The following is a 19,478-nucleotide window of genomic DNA, read 5'->3' as shown; positions in this document are numbered from 1 at the left end:
AAATCCACGCATCCATTGGCGACGACCGGTTGCATGGACGGCCGCGAGTGGGCCAATTTGCGATCCAGTTGGGCGAGCGCTTTGCAGGCTCAGCGGACTGACCCCATGGGGTCAGTCCGCTGAGCCTGCAAACTTCTCACAAAGGCGCTCTTACGCAAAACTTCTGTCACTCCCGCGACCGCAGGCGCCGCTCAGTCCATCGAGCTGTGGTCGACCACATGACCCGCCATGGAATTGTAGTCCGGACATCCGCAACAGAAGGGTAGCCGATGCATAGCCGCGGTACGCTTACCCCCTCGGGCGTTGCGCGACAACGAGATGCTGATCGCTTTCTAGGCCGAGCCAGCTGAGCACTTCACCGCCCATTGGAAGGTAACAACGCCCAAAAGGAACCCACGCGTAGGCGCCTTAGCTCGGTAGGGCACAAAGGCGCCGGACAACGATTAAAGCCGACGCGTCCTCTGCCACGAGGTCACCCGCGCAAACTAACAACTGCCCGTACCGGCTATCCCCAGTCGCACCGCTCAAACTCGCAGCCAGCGCCGGCTCTCACCCAACGCCCAGCGGTCCGCCTTCCGCAACCGGCAGCCGTGATGTACGCACGGAGTCGATTGCCGCATTTTTGGCGGAACGAGGCTGTGCTGTGGTTGCCGCCGCGCGGAACATGCCACGAGCTTGCAGGCCAGACTCACTCCATCTTCTGTGTGGTGATTGACGACAAATGCCGCCCGTTGGGGTCCCTGTAACGATTGGCGAGGCTTTGGAGCAAGTCCTCCATCTCCTCTGACTGAACGGTAAATTCTCCATAGTTGGGGTCAAAGAGTGTGGTTCTTCTACCCTGCGCCGCTGTCGCAACTGTGTGTGAGCCTCCTTCGGCGAAATACAAAGTGAGCAAATACTCCGATCCGTCGTTGGTGATCTTCCCAAGCATGCGCGAGACGCTCGACTGCTCGCCGAATCCGTAGACCTTCTCCTTTCCGGATGGATTCAGGCCTGCCCGCCGCAACATGCTGTTTTGTGCCTCTAGGTCTGCCTGAGAGTCTCCTAATCCCTCGAGTCGCAACTGGTCCTTGCCATCTTGATACTCCCGCTGCCGCTCAGCAGCTGAATAGTACATTTGTGATCCGGGTGTTAGCGCACTCATTCGCGTTGATGGGCTGTTGTGGAGATTGCGGAGCCACTCCGCCGTCAACCCGACGCAGATGCCGTCTACATTTGCCTCATGCAATTCGGCCGTCCTGTAGTCGAACAGGTGGGTGACCGGCCTCGCCGCAGAGGATGTACCGGGATCATGCGGATCCGTGGCCTGTGGCGTGCTGACGCAGCACCCCATTTTGTCAGGCAAATCCCCAGGTGGCAGCCTCCTCCGCGAGGTGAGATTTTGCCTGGTTCCGCCAAATGGTAGCCTTTCGAACTCCATGACAGGGGGTTGGGAAACCAGCGAAAACGGCCGTGTTGGCGCCGAAGACAAAGTTGCATAGGGATCCGGCACCGATCGGGACGACATGCCCGCCAATGTTTGCTGAAAGCGGTCGCTGTCCGTCGACTGAGTCGGCTCGTGAGCATGGTTGGGGAACGTGGATGGGCCACTGATTCGATTGTACATGACGATTTTCGCTTCCCTTCGGCGTCAAGTCTCTTCGCGGAGAACTGAGGCTGCTTAGGTCCGGCTGCGAATGATACTCAGACAAGCTGATCCCAAACTGACGGGCAGGTGTTGCTCGGCTTGGAGAGCATGACGAAGACCGAGCATAAAAAAGGGTATCATGGCGCGACCGAGAATCGGACGGAGCTTGGACGGGAATAGCATCGTATACAGGCAGCGCGCGACCCGTGGTGATGGCGGCCCATGTCAGGCAGAGGATCCCCTGGGACCTCGAAGACGTTTGCAGTCGAGCGATGGCGAAATAGGTTTCGCGACGGACCATAGATAGAAAGAAAGCACTGTACCTTTCGTGTCGATTTGAAGCGTATCATCCGCCGGGTCTTCGGCGAGCAAGCTAACGGGGGAGCCGGAAGATTCGGCGAAGCGCCTAATGATGCGCGCGAACTCTCGTAATTGCGCCGCGCTGATAGGTTTTTGCACGAGATCTCACACGTGCAAGGGTCGTCTCATCAACCGATTTAGGTTCAGTCCAGAATATGCAATCAGGCCCACCAGGGTCTATTCATCATTGTCGAGCGCGATACCAGCGGCGGAGTGGTCAGGTTTGATGGATCGAGTGCTCGTTCCATTCCGCTCCATTTCGAGAGAGCTTGAATCGTACGTGACGTTACATTGTACGATCTCGATCGCATGAACCCGGACCAACGTTGGTTGTGACAATTCAGCCGATTGACTGCCCACTGGTGCGAGCTTCAATGGCATGGCCAACTTCTATCGCAAGAGGTGAGAGAACTGAGAAAACAATGACCAATGCCGGCGTACTGGTGAGTGGATTTTGCGCCGGCGGTTACCAAACGCCGCAGAAATATCGACATTGAGTCGGTCCTGTGCTCGACGCGCTTGCTCCGGCAGATCCGTACCCCTGCCGGGATTTCAACTGGGCGGCGGGAGGAAAGCCGCACGAGGTGGGATATCTCGATCAACCATCGTTTCGTCGTGAGCTGTGTCGCGTTATCGCCAGTCATCCGAGATCATGCATGACTGAGAACATGCATGAGTAACTCCTCATGAAGAATGTAAATCGGCGGTCCTGCGTCGGAACGCGCTTTGTTCCGGCCATTTCCGGAGAACCCAGCAAATGGTTGAATCATACCCGGAGAATATACAGAACCTGCGCGCTGCAATCCCTCCTGGCGGCAGGGTCTTGGAGATAACTACGACAACGGGCTGCGTCGTCGGATGTTCTTATTGTCCTCAGGACAAGTTCGCCGAACGGCAAAGAGCCGTGTCCCACGCAAAGCATCTTCGTCTCGAAGATTTCAAGAGCTGCCTTGCGCGCGTACCTGCAGCTGTCGACATCAGCTTTGCCGGGTACTCAGAGCCCTGGCTCAATCCGGCTTGCACCGAAATGGTTGAGCATGCCTACGCCGCTGGCCATGGCATCCGGATTTTCACGACACTTGCAGGAATGAACGAGCGCAATCTACGACGCTTGCAAGCGCTGCAATTCCGAGTTTTCCTGGTGCACGTGTTTGATGACGGCACCTACATGAACAGTCGCCTGGTCAGGCGCAAGTATGTCGATATGATGCGTCAACTGGTTGACGCAGACATTCCATCGACGCTGTTCATAGTCATGGGCGAGGTTCATCCCGAGCTTGTCGACATAATCCCCGAGCAAGCGCTGGTTCGTTCGCGTCCGCTGAGCAGCAGGGGTGGAAGCGTCGATCCAAAGATCGTTGAGGCACGACAGCCGATCGTCGGAGCGCTCACGTGCGTCGACGAACGAGAACATCGTAATGTTCTTCTCCCAAACGGCGACGTCACCCTCTGCTGCATGGATTTTGAGCGACGCCACATCCTGGGCAATCTTCTCCGCGATGAATATCAAGATCTCTTCAAAGGACCGACTTTTCGTAAGATTGTCGATCGCATGAACGGAGAGGACGGTTTTCTTCTCTGCCGGATATGTGAATTCGCTAAGCCAACGGCATTGGCATGCTGATTTGTGTGTGGGGGGGGGCGACGCCCTGGCCTTGCGCACGACTCGCGCGAAAGTGCGTCGCTCTAACAGCCAGGCGATGACCGGGTTTCCACAAGGGCGTCCGGGGCGAGCCAAATGCGCCGATCGGTTCTCGGAACCGTTAGAATCTCTCGATGGCAAAGCGAGTGACGATTTTCTTCCATGGCCTGTTCATGGACCCGGAAGGCTTGATGGCGAAAGGTCTTCGTCCGGCCGATTTCAGAAGGCCTATCTCAAGAGGCCTATCTCAAGCGGCTTGCGCTGAGGCTATCAAACCGTGCAACGTTAGTGGCCTATCATAACGGGCGGGTTTACGGCACAATCGCTACTCTCACCCATGCCGAACGAGATCGGCTCTATTCAGAGCCGATCGTCGCAGCCTATCGACCCGAGCCTGTCGTCGCCCGACTTGCCGACGGCACGGCAGAGCTGGCGCTCTGCTGCAATCTTCCAACGATCCCAGACGACAGGACGACCGATCCGGGCTAATTAGCTGACCTGCGGGCGATTGCGCGGAAGGTCGGCTTGCCGGAGTCATACCTGGCCAGCATTGGCGAGGACGAATAAGGGCTATGGTGGCGCGTCGCGACGGGGCTTGCGCCCACGGCAATAGCGACCGACACATCGCACTGAGGCGCTGAGCCTCATCGATTGACATGAGCCGCAATCGGGGGGAGCGACCCAAACCTATGTAATATCCCCGCCTATCGAGATCGTCCTTACTGAAGGTGTCAAAGGCCGTGCTCGACTCCCGCTGAGCTTCCATTCCAGCGACAATGAGATGACGTTCAGCGCCGCTGCCACCCTATTGCACCAAGTGCTTTAGGGTTAGCGGCACCGTTCTTCTTCAGAGTTCTTAGCTCGCTACTTCGGTGGATTTGAACATGCTCACGCTCATTCAGGCGAGGGCGCGCTCAAGGGACTTGAATCGCACGGAACGTCATATTGTATAAGTCTCGAAGTAGGTCGCGACGGTCTGATCAGGCGTACGTTCGACGCTGGCGCTGACAGTTCTCACTAGCCGTCCTGACCTGTCCTTTATGGGCACGTCGCCATGAGGTATGGCCGATGTTCCTTGCCATAGGTGGGGCAATGACGTCCGACGCCGTTGACGTTTGTGTAGTCGGCAGTGGTGCCAGCGGCTCGATCGTCGCCCACGAGATCGCCAGAAACGGATTCCGGGTACACGTCCTCGAAGCGGGCTTGAGGCTTCCCACTGGCGCCTCATTTGCGACGGTCCAAAATGGAATTGACGCCGCCGCCCTGGTGCGCTCCCCGACCGGTACTTTGAGGCCGATCGGCTGGCCGTGGACCGTGTCGGCGCTCGGTGGTGGAATGACACTCTACGCCGGCATCGCATTCCGATATCGCAAGGTTGATTTCGACGCACGAGCGCATGTCGCCCCCGATGCGCTCAACCCGGTCTGGCCCATCAACTACGACGAACTACGCCCCTATTACGAGGAGCTCGAACAGCGGATCGGGGTCGCGAGGTTGGCTGGCGCGGATCCACTCGAACCGCCCAGTGATCCCGCCGTGCTGCCACCGCACAGATATAGCTTGCAGGGCAGATTGATCGCTACGGCGGGCGGACGCCTAGGCCGGCAGCCGTTCCCGACCCCACTGGCGATCAACTCGGTCCCCTACCGCGGCCGGCCGGCTTGTGACCGGTGCGGCCCGTGCAACGAACACCCATGTCCAAGCGGCGCGCGTGCCGATGCGCACTCACCATTCGCCGACGCCTGGCTGCCACCCGGCGCCCTGTCGGTTAACTTGGGCAGCAAAGCTGTGCATATCGAACTTGGCAGCACCAGCCGCGCCGATACAGTCGAATGGTTGGACACCGTCACCCGGCAACGCGCACGGGTCCACGCCCGCTGCATGGTGCTCGCTGGCAACGCGATTCAATCTGCGGCCTTGCTGCTACGCTCAGTGCAGCGAGCGGCCCCCAACGGCATCGGCAACGCCACGGGCATGGTCGGCAGGGGCATTTGTTTCAAGATCAGCGGTTACGTCTCTGGCACCATCACAATGAATCGGCTGCCTTCGCATTCGACCGGCGGACCGTTCTCCACGGTTGCGATGACGGATCACTATCTCGACAGTGATGCGCCCTCTGGCCTCGGTGGACTTATTTACGAAGCCAGTCCGGCAGATCGGGCGGCCGGCGAGGGACAGGTGCCGTTAAGAGTGCATTTCCTGGCGGCCGATCAGCCCATGCGCAGCAACGCTGTTCGACTGGCCAACAGTCGCGATCGGCACGGTCTACCCAACATCATTCTTGAATACTGCACCCATCCGCTGGACAAGCGCCGTCTCGGCTATTTGTCCCGACGCGCATCGGACGTGCTGGCCGAGGCCGGCGCGAAAGAGATCGATTACGAGGATTCCAACTATCAGTTCGGTAGCGGCCATTTGCATGGCGGTTGTCGAGCGGGGGGTGATCCAAGAGAATCCGTGGTCGACCGCTGGGGTCGCGTGCACGATATCGACAATCTCTATGTCGCGGACGGCGGGTTCTTCCCGTATCCCGGCGGCGTCAATCCGACCTTCACCATTCAGGCGAACGCGCTGCGGATCGCTCGGAGAATCCTCACGCAGCTGGCCTGACAGGCCACGGCGATCGGAGAATTGTTGATGTTCACCAGCACACCCCACGGCACGTTGACCGCGACGGATACGCACAAATCCGCACTGCGCCGCGCGTTGCGGATCACTGCGTCGGAGAAATGGGATCTCAATCGGCGTTTTCCCCTCGTCATGAGCCATGCCTCCGGTGCGCATGTCTTTGATGTCGATGGAAGGCAATACGTGGATCTCACCTCCTGTAGCGGGGCTGCGCCGCTTGGAGCTGGATATCAACCGGTCGTAGATCATGTGACTGCAGAAATGCGTCGCACCGGCGGCATCCTGCCCGGGCCGGTGTCCGTGCATCGGATCGAGGTGGCCGAGCGGCTAGCGGAGACATTCCCGCTCGCGCAGCGCTCGATTTTTTTCCGCACTGGCTCCTGCGCCACGACCGCCGCAGTCCGCCTTGCTCGTTCGTATACCGGTGTGAACCTGGTGCTTACCAGCGGATATCACGGTTGGCACGACTGGCACTTGCAGGACCGTCCGGGGATGGGACTACCCGACCGGGACCTGGACAGTATCGACTTCCATTATGACCTTGACCTGCTCAAGAGACTGACCAGAGCGCAACGGGTCGCTGCTGTGATCATCACTCCGGAGGTCAACTTCTTTCCGCCCGAATATCACCGCGAATTGCAAAATCTCGTGCACCAATGCGGTGCCCTGCTCCTCCTGGACGAGGTGATGACGGGATTTCGCTATGGCCTCGGCGGCTATCACACCGCGATCGGGCTTGCGCCCGACCTGATCACACTCAGCAAGGGACTGGCCAACGGCATGGCGTTATCGGCCGTGGCTGGTCGGGCAGACGTGATTGGTGCCGCCGAAAAGACATACATGGGCAACACCTATCAACGTGAGATCACCCCGTTCGCTGCCGCCCTGAGCACCCTCGACGCGCTGAGCGACGGCACCGCGCTCGCCCGGATGCACCAGGTCGGCGAGGACCTCATCGATGGCCTCAACGAGGTCTTCGCCCGCCATCAGGTTCAGGCGAGCGCGTTCGCATGGCCGACCATGTTCGACGTCGTGTTTGCCAATGCCGAGCTCGGTCACACATTCTTTCAGGAAATGTGGTCGCGCGGCTTCCTCATGCAGTATGGCGGCCGTTTCATGCCGTCCGCCGCGGTCTCCGATGCCGACGTGCGAGGTGCGATTGATGCCGCCGGACAGGCCCTGATGGCGGCACTGACCCAGGTGGACGCTACTTGCGACAATCCGGATCCGATCGCCGCTGCGGTGCGGTTCGCCGGTGATCACTTCATCGCAACGCCGGACACCGTACGGCGTTGGGTCACCGCTGCGAGCCATCCATGAACACCAGCAGTCGAGCAGCCGACACTGCCATGCCCAAGGCCGACCTATTCTCCACCTCGCCGGTGCTGCTCGGTGGCGAGAATCGATCCGGCACTACTTTGTTGAGCGTCATGCTGGACTCCCATGCCGATCTGGTGGTCGGACCGGAGATCGACTTCCTAGAACCGCCGAACCTCGGGCCGCACATTCTAGGTGCGACCGACCTGCTCGCAGCTAACGATCCCCGGGTCAGCGGCACCACCAAAAGTGCGATCGACCCGTTCTGGTATGACGGCGCGCACTTCGTGGTACAATGCCAGCGGTTCGGGCTGAACTTTGATGACGTGCACAAGCTTGTTACCAAGGTGATGGATGAGACGGCGGGCGATATCATCTCATTCGCCGACAGATGCAGGCTGATCAACGAGATCGGTGAGTTCCGTAAGCTACGAACAGGGGCAAGTCGCTGGGGACTGAAGCTTCAACGCAAGATCACCCAAATCGACGTCTTCGCACAGCTATGGCCCGATGCGCATTTCGTGCACATCGTCCGGGATGGTCGGGACCTTGCCGCCTCGCATTTGAGAACCGTGCCAGACTGGGGTTACCGAACTGTGGCAGAGGCCGCGCACGGATGGCTTGAAGTCGTATCCCGGCCGCATCTCCTCGCGCCGCCGGCGCGCTATCTCGAGGTGCGCTACGAGGATTTGGTGACTCGCCCTCGTCCCAGCCTCATGCAGATTTTGGATCACCTGCAGCTACCCTGGGATGAAGCCGTGCTGCGGCACGCCGAACATAAGCATGCGCTGTTCGAAAGGCCGCACGGCCATCCGGCAGCCGAGTCCGCGGGCAAACCGCTGCACGCAGGCCGCCTCGGCCGATTCAGGCAGGATCTGACACTCACGGAAGTCGCGGAATTCGAGCGCATCGCCGGCGGCGAATTGGCCCGGCTGGGTTATCTGTCGACCTCGAGCCCGGCCATCGACGCATGAATCCCACCGAGATCTCCCCCCCATCTCGCGGATTACCGCGCGGCTATTTAGCGCTGCTCGTCGGGCGCACTGTGTCGGAATTGGGATCCGAAGTGACAGTGCTGGCGCTACCACTGACGGCGATCACTCTGCTGGGAGCGGGCCCCGCGCAGACCGGGTTGCTGCTCGCCTGCGGCCGGGCGCCGTATCTCGTCATTGGCCTGCTTGCCGGGGTGATCGTGGACCGCCTACCACACCGATGCATCCTGTTGACTGCCAATTTAGTGATGGCAGCAACGCTCGCAACCATTCCGCTGCTCGCTGGTCTTGGCTGGCTCGGAATGGTCCAACTGTATATGGCAACCACGCTTGTCGGGACCGCTGCGGTGATCGGCGAAGTCGCCTATCTGGCGTGCGTGCCAACCGTCGTTGATCGTGCTCGACTCGTCAGAGCGCAGAGCTCCTGGCAACTCAGCAGATCTTGCGTGGTGACCGTCGGTCCGTTTCTCGCAGGCTGGCTGGTCAGCGCGTTCTCCGCGCCAACCGCGATTCTCGCCGACTCGGCCTCGTTCGTGCTGGCCGCCGTCTTGCTGCCGCTGTTGCCGACACGTGCGGCCGAACCGCCGGCAACTGGATCAAGCTCAGTCATCAGTCAGATCGCGGAAGGACTGACGACCGTGTTTGGCAACCCGATTCTCCGGGCGGTGACGTTTGCGACTGGCAGCTTCATCTTCTGCTACAACGCCTATTCTGCGGTTTTTCTGCTGTATCTGACCCAACATATTGGTTTGGACGGCTGGACCACGGGCGTAGTTCTCAGCATCGGCGCGCTGGGTGGTATTGGGGGCGCGGTCACCGCAGCGTGGGCCGGCCGCGCGATCGGCCTTGGGCATGTGCTGATGGCTGCCTTGGCACTTAGCGGCGCAGGCATGACCTTGGCAGCACTGTTCACGCAGCCGCCGCCGGCAGCAGTCATTTGCGTGGCGCTGTCCCAGTTCATGCTGTCGTTTGGTCAAGAGATCTACAACGTACACCAAGTCTCCGTTCGATACGCGCTGGCTCCGCCTCGGGTGCTGGGCCGCGTCAACGCGAGCATCCGCAGCCTGGTGTGGGGGCTTGCGCCGCTAGGCGCGCTGCTTGGCGGTGTGGTCGGCGCCGGGCCTGGACTGCGGACTGCGCTAGTGGCCAGCAGCGTGCTGAGCGCGGCCTCCATGCTGTGGATCTGGCGATCGCCCCTGCGCCACACCCACAGCTTGCATCTTTGATACCACGGACTGGCTGGCAGGACTGTGCATGGAGATCAACGATCTCGGGGACCTCGATTTGCGGCCGGGCCGGCTGACCTTGTGGCGCATCAGCGTGCCCGGCACGGCCAGATGGCGCCCGGACCCGCGTCGCCCGTCCTATGTTCAGGAGGAACACCTTCGCTGTTTCGAGAATGGCCGGCCAACCTGGCTGGGCGTCACGTTTGAATGGTCGGGCGAGGTCGATACGACAGCACTGAGCTCGGCGATCCTTGGCTGGGTCGACCGGCACGAGGCACTACGCTGCCGCTTCGACAGGGACGGTACTGCGATCCACCTTGCGACGGTCGGCCCGGGCGCGGCAGCACTCGATCTGGTCGAGCTCGGTGACTACGCTGATCCGGGCGAATTGGCCCGGACGCTAGAAGATGTGTTCGACACCAAAACGGAACCGCTGAGCTGGCCACCGCATGTCTTCGTAACAATCAGCCGGCCCGGATGCACCACTCTCGTCATCGCCTCCGACCACTCGGTGACAGATGCCTACTCAATGGCCTCGGTACCCTACGAGATCAGGGAACTCTACTCCGCGGCGATTCAGGGCGTGGCCCCGCGACTGGCTCCGGCGCACAGCTATCTGGAGTACGCCGTCTCCGAGCGCGCTCGTGTGAGCGATCTGACCGACGGGGATCCGGTGATCGGACACTGGCGCGAGCTAATTGCGGCCACCGGCGGTCAACTGCCCGATTTTCCGGTGTCAGTCGGTGCATTGGGCGGCGCCGCCGCCCTGCAGCAAACCAGACGGATCTGGCTATCTGACGCGGAAAGTGCAGTCAGGTTCGATCGGGCGTGCCGCGCCCAAGGCGGACATACAATGGCAGGCATGTTTGCGTGCCTGGCCTTGGCGGGAAAAGCGCTGGGCAACCAAAAGAAATTTCACTCCGTCGCTCCCTTTCACACGCGAAACGCAACGCGATGGAAGAACTCGGTTGGGTGGTATGTCGGGATGAGCCCAGTAAGCTTCCCAGTGTCCGACACGTTCCCAGATCTACTACGATCCGTTGGACTCGAACTGAAGCGGGCCAAAGAAACCGCGCAGGTGCCTTTTTCCAAAGCGATGGAAGTGCTAGGGGCTGCATTGCGCGATCGCTTTATGGTCTCCTATATGGACGATCGGGTGGTTCCAGGGTCGGATTGCTGGGCGCGCTGGCGAACGAGATTTCTGATAAGCCGCAGCAACGACCCGCAGGAGGTCTATGTGTGGGTCAGCCGGTCACACGATGGAATCTGCTTGAATTTCCGTCACCCCGGCACGCCGACCGCCCGCAGCGCGGTGGACCGCTATTTCGCCGAAGTCACAAAGCTAGCCAACGGGATCAGCGGTGCGTTACCGCGGCCGGTCGTGGTGGACGACTGACTTGGCTGCCGGCGCACAAGAATCTCACGTTTGCCGATCGAAGAACTGGTGTTCTAGGGACGTCGTCCAAGCGTAGCTGCGTTGGAGTGATATGCGCAGTCGCGAAGAGACCGCTCAGCACGATCGCTCAGCGCGACATCGACGATCATGGAACTCTTAGGAGCGGCGAGGTCACGGTGCCGCTCCCATAACAGTGGCCGGCCCCCGTCCCCGTAACGGTGGGCCAGCGCGGGCACCGCGCTTATGATGTAGGCTAGCTTAATGTCTTCTTCTTTTTCCAGGACGCGACCATTCTGTCGCGGACTCATCAAGACGTTGCCCAGACTCCCACGGCCGACAACAAACGAGACGTTCGAGCCGCGTTTCCACATTGTCCATACGGTTTGACTGATTCCAGAAAGCCAGCCGGGCGCGCAAGGCTGGCTCACTTCGGTTGAGCGGCTTCAGGCCAATCTGAGAACTCCATCTCGAACCGACCAAATCCGGCCGGCTTGGTCGTAAAGTTGACTGCCTTTCCTGACAGCGCCGCTAGTGAGCCGGATGCGAACTTAAAGACCATCTTACCGGATGCAGCTATGCCAAGAGGTCTCTTATCCCGCATAACTAGGAGGGCGACCCCCTCCAGAAGCTGTCCAACTGCAAATCCGTCGACCGCGTGGTGAATATCGAGAGACGCTAAAGACGTCCCTTTCTGACCATCCAACTCGCTGACCGAAATCGCCGTGATCGTGGCGTCTCTCAATGGCCCGTCGGCCACGTGACAGGTATATTGAAGGCTGATGATGACGTGCTCATCCCGATCGCCCATTGGCTCTCGATCAACCCCGTCTGTCGAGCAGTCATAACGCCGGATCGTGTCCGCACGCGCTCCCCCGCTCAGCCCGAGCAAACCCAAAGCGGAACATAGTACGATCGCGAGAAAGGATGTCTTCATCCGCTTATGCCTTCGTGGGATATCCTCCGCTTGATACGTACAACTTGACGCCACGACCGATTCAAGCTCCTTCAGCCACGATGACAGGACATTGCGCGAACCGCGGCCAAGTATCCGCGCCCTTGAGTCAAGCGTCCTATAATCGGACGTTACGGAAACTCTGAATTCTGGCGCACGCCGCTATCACGGCAAAGTCGACCTCGCTGCTCCTTGGCGGTCCAACGTTGTGGCGCCTGACGTGGATGGCACGCGGGGCTTGGACAGATATGGGGAAAGCTCCGGTTGAGGATGACCTTCCCTCAGACAGCCAAAAGCCGCCCGAAAGGGGTTTGCGCAACAGTTCACAGATCTGGGGCGAAATAGCCGGTTCGAGCCTGGTGAGGACTGATCGCTTGCTACCGCGTCGGTGGCTGCGGTACGCAGGAAGCAGGGCAGCCGTCGATCTTGTCAAAAGGAAAAAATGATGAGCGGCAGAAGAACATTGCGCCAGGCTCTATTGTCGATCACGCTTACATCTTGCCTTGCCGGGAATGGGCTCGCGGCGCCCACAATTTCGGCCTACTACCTGACCGGTCCCGGAGCAGAGAAAGGCACACCGGATTACTACGCGAGTCTGGAAAATCTCAAGGAGCTCAGCGAAAAGATCGAACACGATCAGACAAATTTCAACAGCCTCGTGCTGTCGTTCGTGCAGCCCAGTTTGATCAGATACACTTCGAATGATCTGACCTGCACGGGACTTTTTGGTTATACCTGTAGCAGTGACAAAGGCACAACCAAGACTGTCTCTACGGAGAACAGAGATCCGAAAGGCGACTTCGAGACTCTGAAAAGGATCGTCGCCGATCTAAAAGCCCATGGCGTGGAAACCTCCATAGCAGTCGGCGGATGGAACTTCAGTTGTTATCCCAAAATCTACGATGCGACGGCAGGAAAGAACAATTCATGCGGCCCGGAGTATGAAGCGTATGATATCTTTCCGAATCCTTCGACTGTGATTCCTCGTCCTCAATTTGAAAGCGGCATCATAGGAAGCGACGCAGATCGCGCATACAAGAACATCGTTGCGCTCGCAAATGATCTTGGGGTTACGGGCATCGATGTCGATTATGAAGAGTTCTGGCACGCCGACATCAATGCCAAGTCTTGGACGTTGACTCCCGACAATATCACGCCACCCGCACCCACCAATGATGCGATGAAAGCGGAGATGTTAGACGACAAGGCCTTGATGCAGCTTGGCATAGGAGCTGACGTATTTGACGACGCCATGAAACTCAATCCTGACAGCGACAAGGCTCCACGCGCTATGCCGTGGACGGTCGAGAAGTTCGCTGCAATTCTGAAGTCGCTGGACAACGCGATCACAAGCAACAATCGATCCTTGAATGTCAGCGTTGCAGCGCCTGCCAACGGTGGGATCCCCAATATGTCGGCTAATTGGGACACTGTCGCTCCGAACTCGGGCGCTTATGGAGGTGTATGGCGGGGCGGCAATCTTTATGGCCTGATCTACAACACCGCCCTGCTCCACAAGGCGGAGATCGACAAGTTAAGCCAGGTCGGCATTATGTCCTACGATCTTGGTGAACTGGACTGTGAGCGCACCCGTCCCCGGACCTACATTCCATGCGATCTCGTAGGACAGGCAAACTATTACTATGCGCAGTCCGCGATTTGGCTCAAAAATGGCGACGGACTGCCGGCAGATTCAAAGTTTGCAGACTTGCACGCAAAAGTCTCAGGATCGAGAACCGGCGCTCGAGCCTCAATTCAGCCCCGCAAACTCCTGATCGCGCCACCGATCACGGTCGGCTTTGAAGTGGGACAACCAGCAAGCGGGAATCTGCCACTTACCAGAGAGGATCTGACGAAGATCATTGACGAGACAATAAAGCATTCTCGGTCAGGGATCATCATGTGGGATTTATACAAAAACGTTCGCTTCGATCGAGATCAATGGAAACCGAACTGGGCTAGCCCGAAGGACGTGCTGAAGGAGGCTTGCACGAAAATGAGGCTTTCCGGACAGTATTATAACTGCGAAGCCAACATCCCAGGCTAGAGGAATTCCAGTTACTCAAGATCATATCCTGCTGCCTTGATAGAGTTTGCAGGTCCTGCCGGCGAGAATTTGCCAAAAGCGAAAACCGATAGCCCCCATAGGGCCGCGATTCCCTGCTCGGCCGTAGCTTGCCAGATTGCCTGGAGCCTTGACTGAGACCGAGTAGGATAGCGATCCTCCAGATACACATGAGTTTTGCCAAGGAGCACGCTTGGGTCACGAAGTCTTAGGCGTAAACAAGATCGGAGACCATGCCTTGAGCCCGCTTAGCGAGTACTGGCGAATGCGCACTGATCGCGAAGTGCTAACGGCGAATTCGCTCCGAGCGGCTCGCCGTCGTGCAGGGTAAGAATAAATCGTGCTTGGATCGTCACTCGAAATTGACTGAATCTCGACCCGCTGCGTCATTTCGGTTGAGCAGCTTCAGGCCAATCTGTGAACTCTATCTCGAACCGGCGAGCACCGGCGGGCTTGGTCGTAAATCTGATAGTCTTTCCGGAGAGAGCGGCCAACGAGCCGGATGCGAACTTAAACACCGTCTTACCCGAAGCTGCGATCCCATCGGTCCTGTTGTTCTCCATGACTGAGGAGCCGATCCCCTCCAAGAGCTGGCCAACTGCAAATCCTTCGAGCGCGCGGTGAACGTCGAGAGAAGCCAGGTACGTCCCTTTCTCACCGTCCCACTCGCTGACCGATATTGCCGTGATTCCCGCGTCCTTCAACGGCCCATCAGCGACACGACAGGTGTATTGAAGGCTGACAATGATGTGCTGTCCATTTCGATCGCCTACCGGCTCTCGATCCGTCCCGTCTATGGTGCAATCATAGCGTCGGGTGGAGTCCGCGAGCGCAACCACATTCAGCCCGAGCAAACCGAAAACGGAACATAGTACAACAGTGAGAATGGCTTTTTTCATTTACGTATACTTCGCGGATATGCCTCGGTACGGTGTACAACTTGACGCCACGACCGATTCAAGAACATTTGACGCGTTGGCGCCACTTCGCCGGCGGCGATGCGATTGACAACTTGCTCTGGAGGCTGGCGGACGGGGATGGCTTCCTCGGTGAATCCGGCCAATCTAGCCTCGCCGGAGCGGCAAATGCATGGGATAAGTCCACGCTGCTCGCATGCCAATCCGTGTTCCCCGCCGCCGCATATGAGGAGCGCAATTCCGCGAAACCGCCCAGAAATCTCTAAACCATCACCACACGATCCGGATTGCATGACGGTCGCGCCATTCGGCCGCACACATTGAATGGGACGGTTCGGATCGGGCGAACGGCGTTGTGTAGCCGAACCGTTCATTGCGAATAAAATCCAGGAGAAATGGATGAAGTTAGTGAAGACCTCCGTGATCGCATGCGCCTTTTCTTCACTGCTTGCAGGGCCCGTCCTGGCGCAAGGCGTATCATCGGACGCCAAGCTGCGCGGCGTACAAAGCAAACAGATGCAGGGTACGGTGTCAGGCAGTGGGGACGAGGAGCTGAACGCGGAGCCGGGGGCCGCCGGCGAGAAGGTCGGCATGAAGCCGACCAAGGGAACGAAGGGTACGGTCAGCACGACCGGCAGCGCCGTACACAAGGGGACGGGCGACGTTTCCGCACCGGGCGGCACCGCTACCGGCAAGCGCTACTAATTCGATCATTCCAGACGTTGAACCTCCGGTCGTTCTACGGCCGGAGGTTCTTGCCAAGTCAGCTGTGGATGCTCAGTCGTCGAAGCGGCTGCGCCGCGGCCGGCCTTGATATCGCTACGGCGCTTCTTGCTGTCGAGCCGGCGCGGCGGTCGGCCGTGTTGCGCGTCGCGGGGGTTGGCCGCGCCATGGCCCCGCGGAGGATCGAGGAGGCGCTCGATCGCGTCCTGGCGGTTGCGCTCCTGAGTGCGGAAGCGCCGTGCCTGAATCACGATGCCGTCCTTGGTCATGCGCTTGCCGGCAGTGTGGGCGCTGGATGACGGCGTCCTCGGGTGGCGTCAGCTTGCGCCTGTCGAAGCGCAGCTAGGCCAAAGTCACGACCTTGTTTACATTCTGCCCGCCCGGCCCAGAGGCGCGGACGAAGCCGACCTCGATGTCGTCCTCGTCGATGACAAGGTCGCGGGATATCCGCAGCATGATGGCACCGGTATTCCTCATGCCCGGAATCATCGGGCATGCACGGGCGCATCCTGAATGGCGCCGACGGCCGGGACAAGTCCGGCCATCGGCGGAGGAAAGCCGCCGATCAATTCGACTTAGCCGCCGGCGCGGCGGCCGGCTGTGCGGCGGCCTGCGGGGCGCGGCCGACGACGACGGTGAGCAGCCCCTGGCCCCAGAGCCGCTTGGCGGCCTGTTTGGCGTCATCCAGCGTGACGGCATCGACGATGGCGTTGCGCTTCTCGATGTAGTCGATCGGCAGCTTGTCCTGCTGATACTGCAGGAGTGCCTGCGCGAGCTTGGATGAGGTGTCGAGCGCGAGCATCTGCGAGCCCTTGAGGTAGGACTTCGCCTCGTCGAGCTCCTTCTGGGTCGGGCCGTCCTCGGCAATATGGCGCACTTCGTTCTCGATGGCATCGATGGTGTCGCCCGCGCGGTCGGCGCGGGTGCCGGTATTGCCGATAAACACGGCCGAGTGCTCCATCCAGAGCAGCGACTCGAACACCGAATAGGCGAGCCCGCGCTTCTCGCGCACCTCGCTATAGAGCCGGGACGACAGCCCGGCGCTGCCCAAGATGTGGTTGACGACGTAGGAGGCCATGAAGTTCGGATCGCTGCGCTTCACGCCGGGCCCTCCGAAGGCGATGACGGTCTGCGGCACATCGAGCGGGACGAAGGCGCGCTGCGGCGGCTTGGCCGCCTCGACGTCGACAATCGGCGTCAGCTTTGCCTTGGGCGGCAGGCTGCCGAAGGTCTGGTCGAGCAGTGTGCCGAGCGTATCGGGATCGACGTCGCCGACGACCGCGACCTTCAAGCTATCCTTGGCAAGCACCCGGCCGACATAGTCCTTCATGTCGGCGACCGTGATGGTCGGAACGCTCTCCAGCGTCCCGCTGGCCTGGCGCCCGTAGGGATGAGCGCCGAAGGCGATCTCGAGGAACTTACGGCTGGCGAGCGCCGTCGGATTGGTGGTGTCGCGGCGGAGACCCGAGATGACTTGCGAGCGGATGCGCTCGACGTCGACGGGATCGAAATGCGGCGAGGTCAGCGCCGTGTGGAGCAGCTCGAAGGCCTCGTCCTTGTTGTCGCTGAGCATGCGCAAGCTGCCGCGAAAAGTGTCGCGGGAGGCCGAGAAGCTGAGCTCGACGGCGCGGCGCTCGAGCCGCTCGTGGTAGCTCTTGGAATCGAGGTCGCCCGATCCTTCGTCGAGCAGGTCGGCAACCAAGCTGGACACGCCCGGCTTGTCCTTGGGGTCCTGCGACGCGCCGCCGGCAAAGGAATACTCCATCGCGATCAGCGGCACGGTCGCATCCTGCACGAACCAGGCCTCGATGCCGCCCGGTGAGATCAAATGCTCTATCTTGGCAGCAGCGTACGACAGCGTCGTCGCCGCGAGCGAAACGACGAGTCCGCCTGCAAGAGAGAGCGCAGTGCGTCGCGTGCAAAGGAAGAAATGAGTCACGAGCGCTTCTCCTCGCGCTTGGCCGGGGTGATGTCCTTGATCAGATAGCCGGTGACCGAGCGCTTCTTCTCCAGCCACTTTTGCGCGGCAGCGCGTACCTGTTCGGCAGTCACGGCGCGGATGCGGTCGGGCCAACTGCGAATGTCCTCGATGGACAGGCCCGTCGTCAGCGCGCCTCCATACCATTGCGCCAGCACCGCCTGACTGTCCTGGGCGTAGATCGCTCTCGCGATGAGCCGGCTCTTGACCCGTTCGAGATCCTCGGCACGGATGGGATTCTGCACGGTGTCGGCGATCACGTTGTCGATGACCTGCTCGACCTCCGCGAAGCTGACGCCCTGCTTGGGCGCGGCCGAGATCGAGAACTGGCTCGGGTCCAGCGAGATACGAGAATAGCTGGCGCCGGCGGAGACCGCGAGCGGTTTGTCGACGACAAGCGCACCGTAGAGATAGGAGTTGCTGCCGCCCCCCATCAATTGCGCGAGCACCTCGAGTGCCTCGCTCTCGCCGGGCATCGCGGCTGAGGGCACGAGATAAATGCGCTGCACGCTCGGCTGCTCGACGCGAGGATCGGACAGCGTGACGGTGCGCGGGGCGGCGGGCTCCGGCTCCTGGGGACGGGTGCGTCGTGCGGGAATAGCGGGCCGTGCCGGGATCGAGCCGAAATTGTGCTCGACCAGCGGGCGCACGTCGGCGGCTTCGACGTCGCCCGCGATCACCAGGATCGCATTGTTCGGTGCATAAAAGCGGCGGTAGAAGGCGAGCGCGTCCTCGCGATCCAAATTTTCGATCTCTCGTCGCCAACCGATGACCGGCCGTCCATAGGGGTGATTGAGGTAGAGTGCTCCCTTCATCTGCTCGTACAGCCGCGCCTCAGGGCTGTTGGCAACCCGCATGTTGTGCTCCTCGAGCACGACGTCGCGCTCGGCCAGCACGTTCTCGTCTTTCAGAACCAGCCCAGTCATCCGGTCGGCCTCGAGGTCCATCATGGTCGACAGCTGTTCGCGCGGGACGCGCTGAAAATAGGCAGTGAAATCAGTGGAGGTGAAGGCGTTTTCGCTTCCACCGACGCGATGCACGATCTGCGAAAGCTCACCGATCGCATGCTCCTCTGTGCCTTTGAACATGAGGTGTTCCAGAAAATGAGCGAGTCCGGATTTGCCCGGCGCCTCATCTGCGGAGCCTACTTTGTACCAGATCATCTGCGTCACCACTGGTGTGCGATGGTCGGGGATTACGACCACTTGCAGGCCGTTACCAAGCGCAAAGCTGGTGTGCTGCATGGAGCTCGCAAGACTCTTTTCTGATACACCAGCCATTACGAAGGCGCACGTCAGGACCCGCGCTAGAAGGCAAACGGCCGATCGCGATGAGGACGTCGGAAGTCTTGACAGCAGACGTAATAGATTTTTCGAAACGAAAGCCAGATCGCGCCGTCGAAGGGGCGCGGCATTGATTTCAAAACGGTTCGTCAACCGCTGGATCGGCATGGCTTTTTGCATGCCCCATTGCGATTGGTTTCGGATGAGAAATGTCGTCATGATCGAGGTCACTTGTCGGATGCTCCATGCTTTTGGCTAACCAATCGACAGATCGCCTTGCTCCAGGGATCTCGTCGGCCAGGCGCGTCGCCGACGAAACAAAAGCATTAGTCGTGCCAAAGGAGAAACTGCTTGAACTGCAACCTGGTGACC

13 protein-coding genes and 1 pseudogene are annotated in these 19,478 nt (G+C 59.9%); 8 read left to right on the top strand and 6 right to left on the bottom strand.

Translation table 11 applies throughout. The features are described from left to right. Window positions 1-688: 688 nt before the first annotated feature. Window positions 689-1,333 (bottom strand): YopT-type cysteine protease domain-containing protein, encoded by a 645-nt coding sequence (locus NLM32_RS07280; protein ID WP_254135237.1) that lies wholly within the window; start codon window positions 1,331-1,333, stop codon window positions 689-691. Between the two features lie 1,411 nt (window positions 1,334-2,744). On the opposite strand from NLM32_RS07280, the gene NLM32_RS07275 reads away from it, so the two are divergent. From NLM32_RS07275 to NLM32_RS07250, 6 genes are all read left to right on the top strand, one after another. Further along, window positions 2,745-3,611, top strand: a complete 867-nt coding sequence (locus tag NLM32_RS07275) for a radical SAM/SPASM domain-containing protein (protein ID WP_254128535.1) — start codon at window positions 2,745-2,747, stop codon at window positions 3,609-3,611. A gap of 1,110 nt (window positions 3,612-4,721) precedes the next feature. Continuing rightward, the gene (locus NLM32_RS07270; protein ID WP_254128534.1) at window positions 4,722-6,239 is read left to right on the top strand and encodes an FAD-dependent oxidoreductase; all 1,518 of its coding nucleotides are present in this window, start codon (window positions 4,722-4,724) and stop codon (window positions 6,237-6,239) included. A gap of 27 nt (window positions 6,240-6,266) precedes the next feature. Next, window positions 6,267-7,577: an aminotransferase class III-fold pyridoxal phosphate-dependent enzyme gene (locus NLM32_RS07265; protein ID WP_254128533.1), complete on the top strand. Its 1,311-nt coding sequence runs from the start codon at window positions 6,267-6,269 to the stop codon at window positions 7,575-7,577. Next, entirely contained in the window at window positions 7,574-8,548 is a 975-nt protein-coding gene (locus NLM32_RS07260; RefSeq protein ID WP_254128532.1) for a sulfotransferase, read from the top strand. The genes NLM32_RS07265 and NLM32_RS07260 overlap by 4 nt, the downstream gene beginning before the upstream one ends. Further along, window positions 8,545-9,792: an MFS transporter gene (locus tag NLM32_RS07255; protein WP_254128531.1), complete on the top strand. Its 1,248-nt coding sequence runs from the start codon at window positions 8,545-8,547 to the stop codon at window positions 9,790-9,792. The genes NLM32_RS07260 and NLM32_RS07255 overlap by 4 nt, the downstream gene beginning before the upstream one ends. A gap of 28 nt (window positions 9,793-9,820) precedes the next feature. After that, complete coding sequence (locus NLM32_RS07250) at window positions 9,821-11,188, top strand: condensation domain-containing protein (RefSeq protein WP_254128530.1); 1,368 nt, start codon at window positions 9,821-9,823, stop codon at window positions 11,186-11,188. A 424-nt stretch (window positions 11,189-11,612) separates the two neighbouring features. On the opposite strand, the gene NLM32_RS07245 is transcribed toward NLM32_RS07250, so the two are convergent. Beyond that, window positions 11,613-12,122 (bottom strand): hypothetical protein, encoded by a 510-nt coding sequence (locus NLM32_RS07245; RefSeq protein WP_254128529.1) that lies wholly within the window; start codon window positions 12,120-12,122, stop codon window positions 11,613-11,615. A 460-nt stretch (window positions 12,123-12,582) separates the two neighbouring features. Between NLM32_RS07245 and NLM32_RS07240 the strand changes: the two genes are divergently transcribed. Then, on the top strand, window positions 12,583-14,187 hold the full coding sequence (locus NLM32_RS07240; protein WP_254128528.1) for a glycosyl hydrolase family 18 protein: 1,605 nt from the start codon (window positions 12,583-12,585) through the stop codon (window positions 14,185-14,187). Window positions 14,188-14,591: 404 nt separating this feature from the next. Here NLM32_RS07240 and NLM32_RS07235 read toward each other — a convergent pair whose 3' ends face one another. After that, complete coding sequence (locus NLM32_RS07235) at window positions 14,592-15,104, bottom strand: hypothetical protein (protein WP_254128527.1); 513 nt, start codon at window positions 15,102-15,104, stop codon at window positions 14,592-14,594. A gap of 417 nt (window positions 15,105-15,521) precedes the next feature. Between NLM32_RS07235 and NLM32_RS07230 the strand changes: the two genes are divergently transcribed. Next, on the top strand, window positions 15,522-15,827 hold the full coding sequence (locus tag NLM32_RS07230) for a hypothetical protein (protein WP_254128526.1): 306 nt from the start codon (window positions 15,522-15,524) through the stop codon (window positions 15,825-15,827). Window positions 15,828-15,899: 72 nt separating this feature from the next. Here NLM32_RS07230 and arfB read toward each other — a convergent pair. The 3 genes and pseudogenes from arfB to NLM32_RS07215 form a co-directional block, all read right to left on the bottom strand. Next, window positions 15,900-16,301: pseudogene (arfB, locus tag NLM32_RS07225) on the bottom strand (alternative ribosome rescue aminoacyl-tRNA hydrolase ArfB). A 109-nt stretch (window positions 16,302-16,410) separates the two neighbouring features. Further along, window positions 16,411-17,784: a pitrilysin family protein gene (locus tag NLM32_RS07220; protein ID WP_254128525.1), complete on the bottom strand. Its 1,374-nt coding sequence runs from the start codon at window positions 17,782-17,784 to the stop codon at window positions 16,411-16,413. Continuing rightward, window positions 17,781-19,103 (bottom strand): pitrilysin family protein, encoded by a 1,323-nt coding sequence (locus tag NLM32_RS07215; RefSeq protein WP_254128524.1) that lies wholly within the window; start codon window positions 19,101-19,103, stop codon window positions 17,781-17,783. The genes NLM32_RS07220 and NLM32_RS07215 overlap by 4 nt, the downstream gene beginning before the upstream one ends. Window positions 19,104-19,478: the final 375 nt, after the last annotated feature.

This window comes from Bradyrhizobium sp. CCGUVB14, from assembly GCF_024199935.1.
Lineage (GTDB): Bacteria > Pseudomonadota > Alphaproteobacteria > Rhizobiales > Xanthobacteraceae > Bradyrhizobium.
Note: the sequence above shows the minus strand (reverse complement) of the source record. Positions and strands in the feature narration are given on the sequence as shown.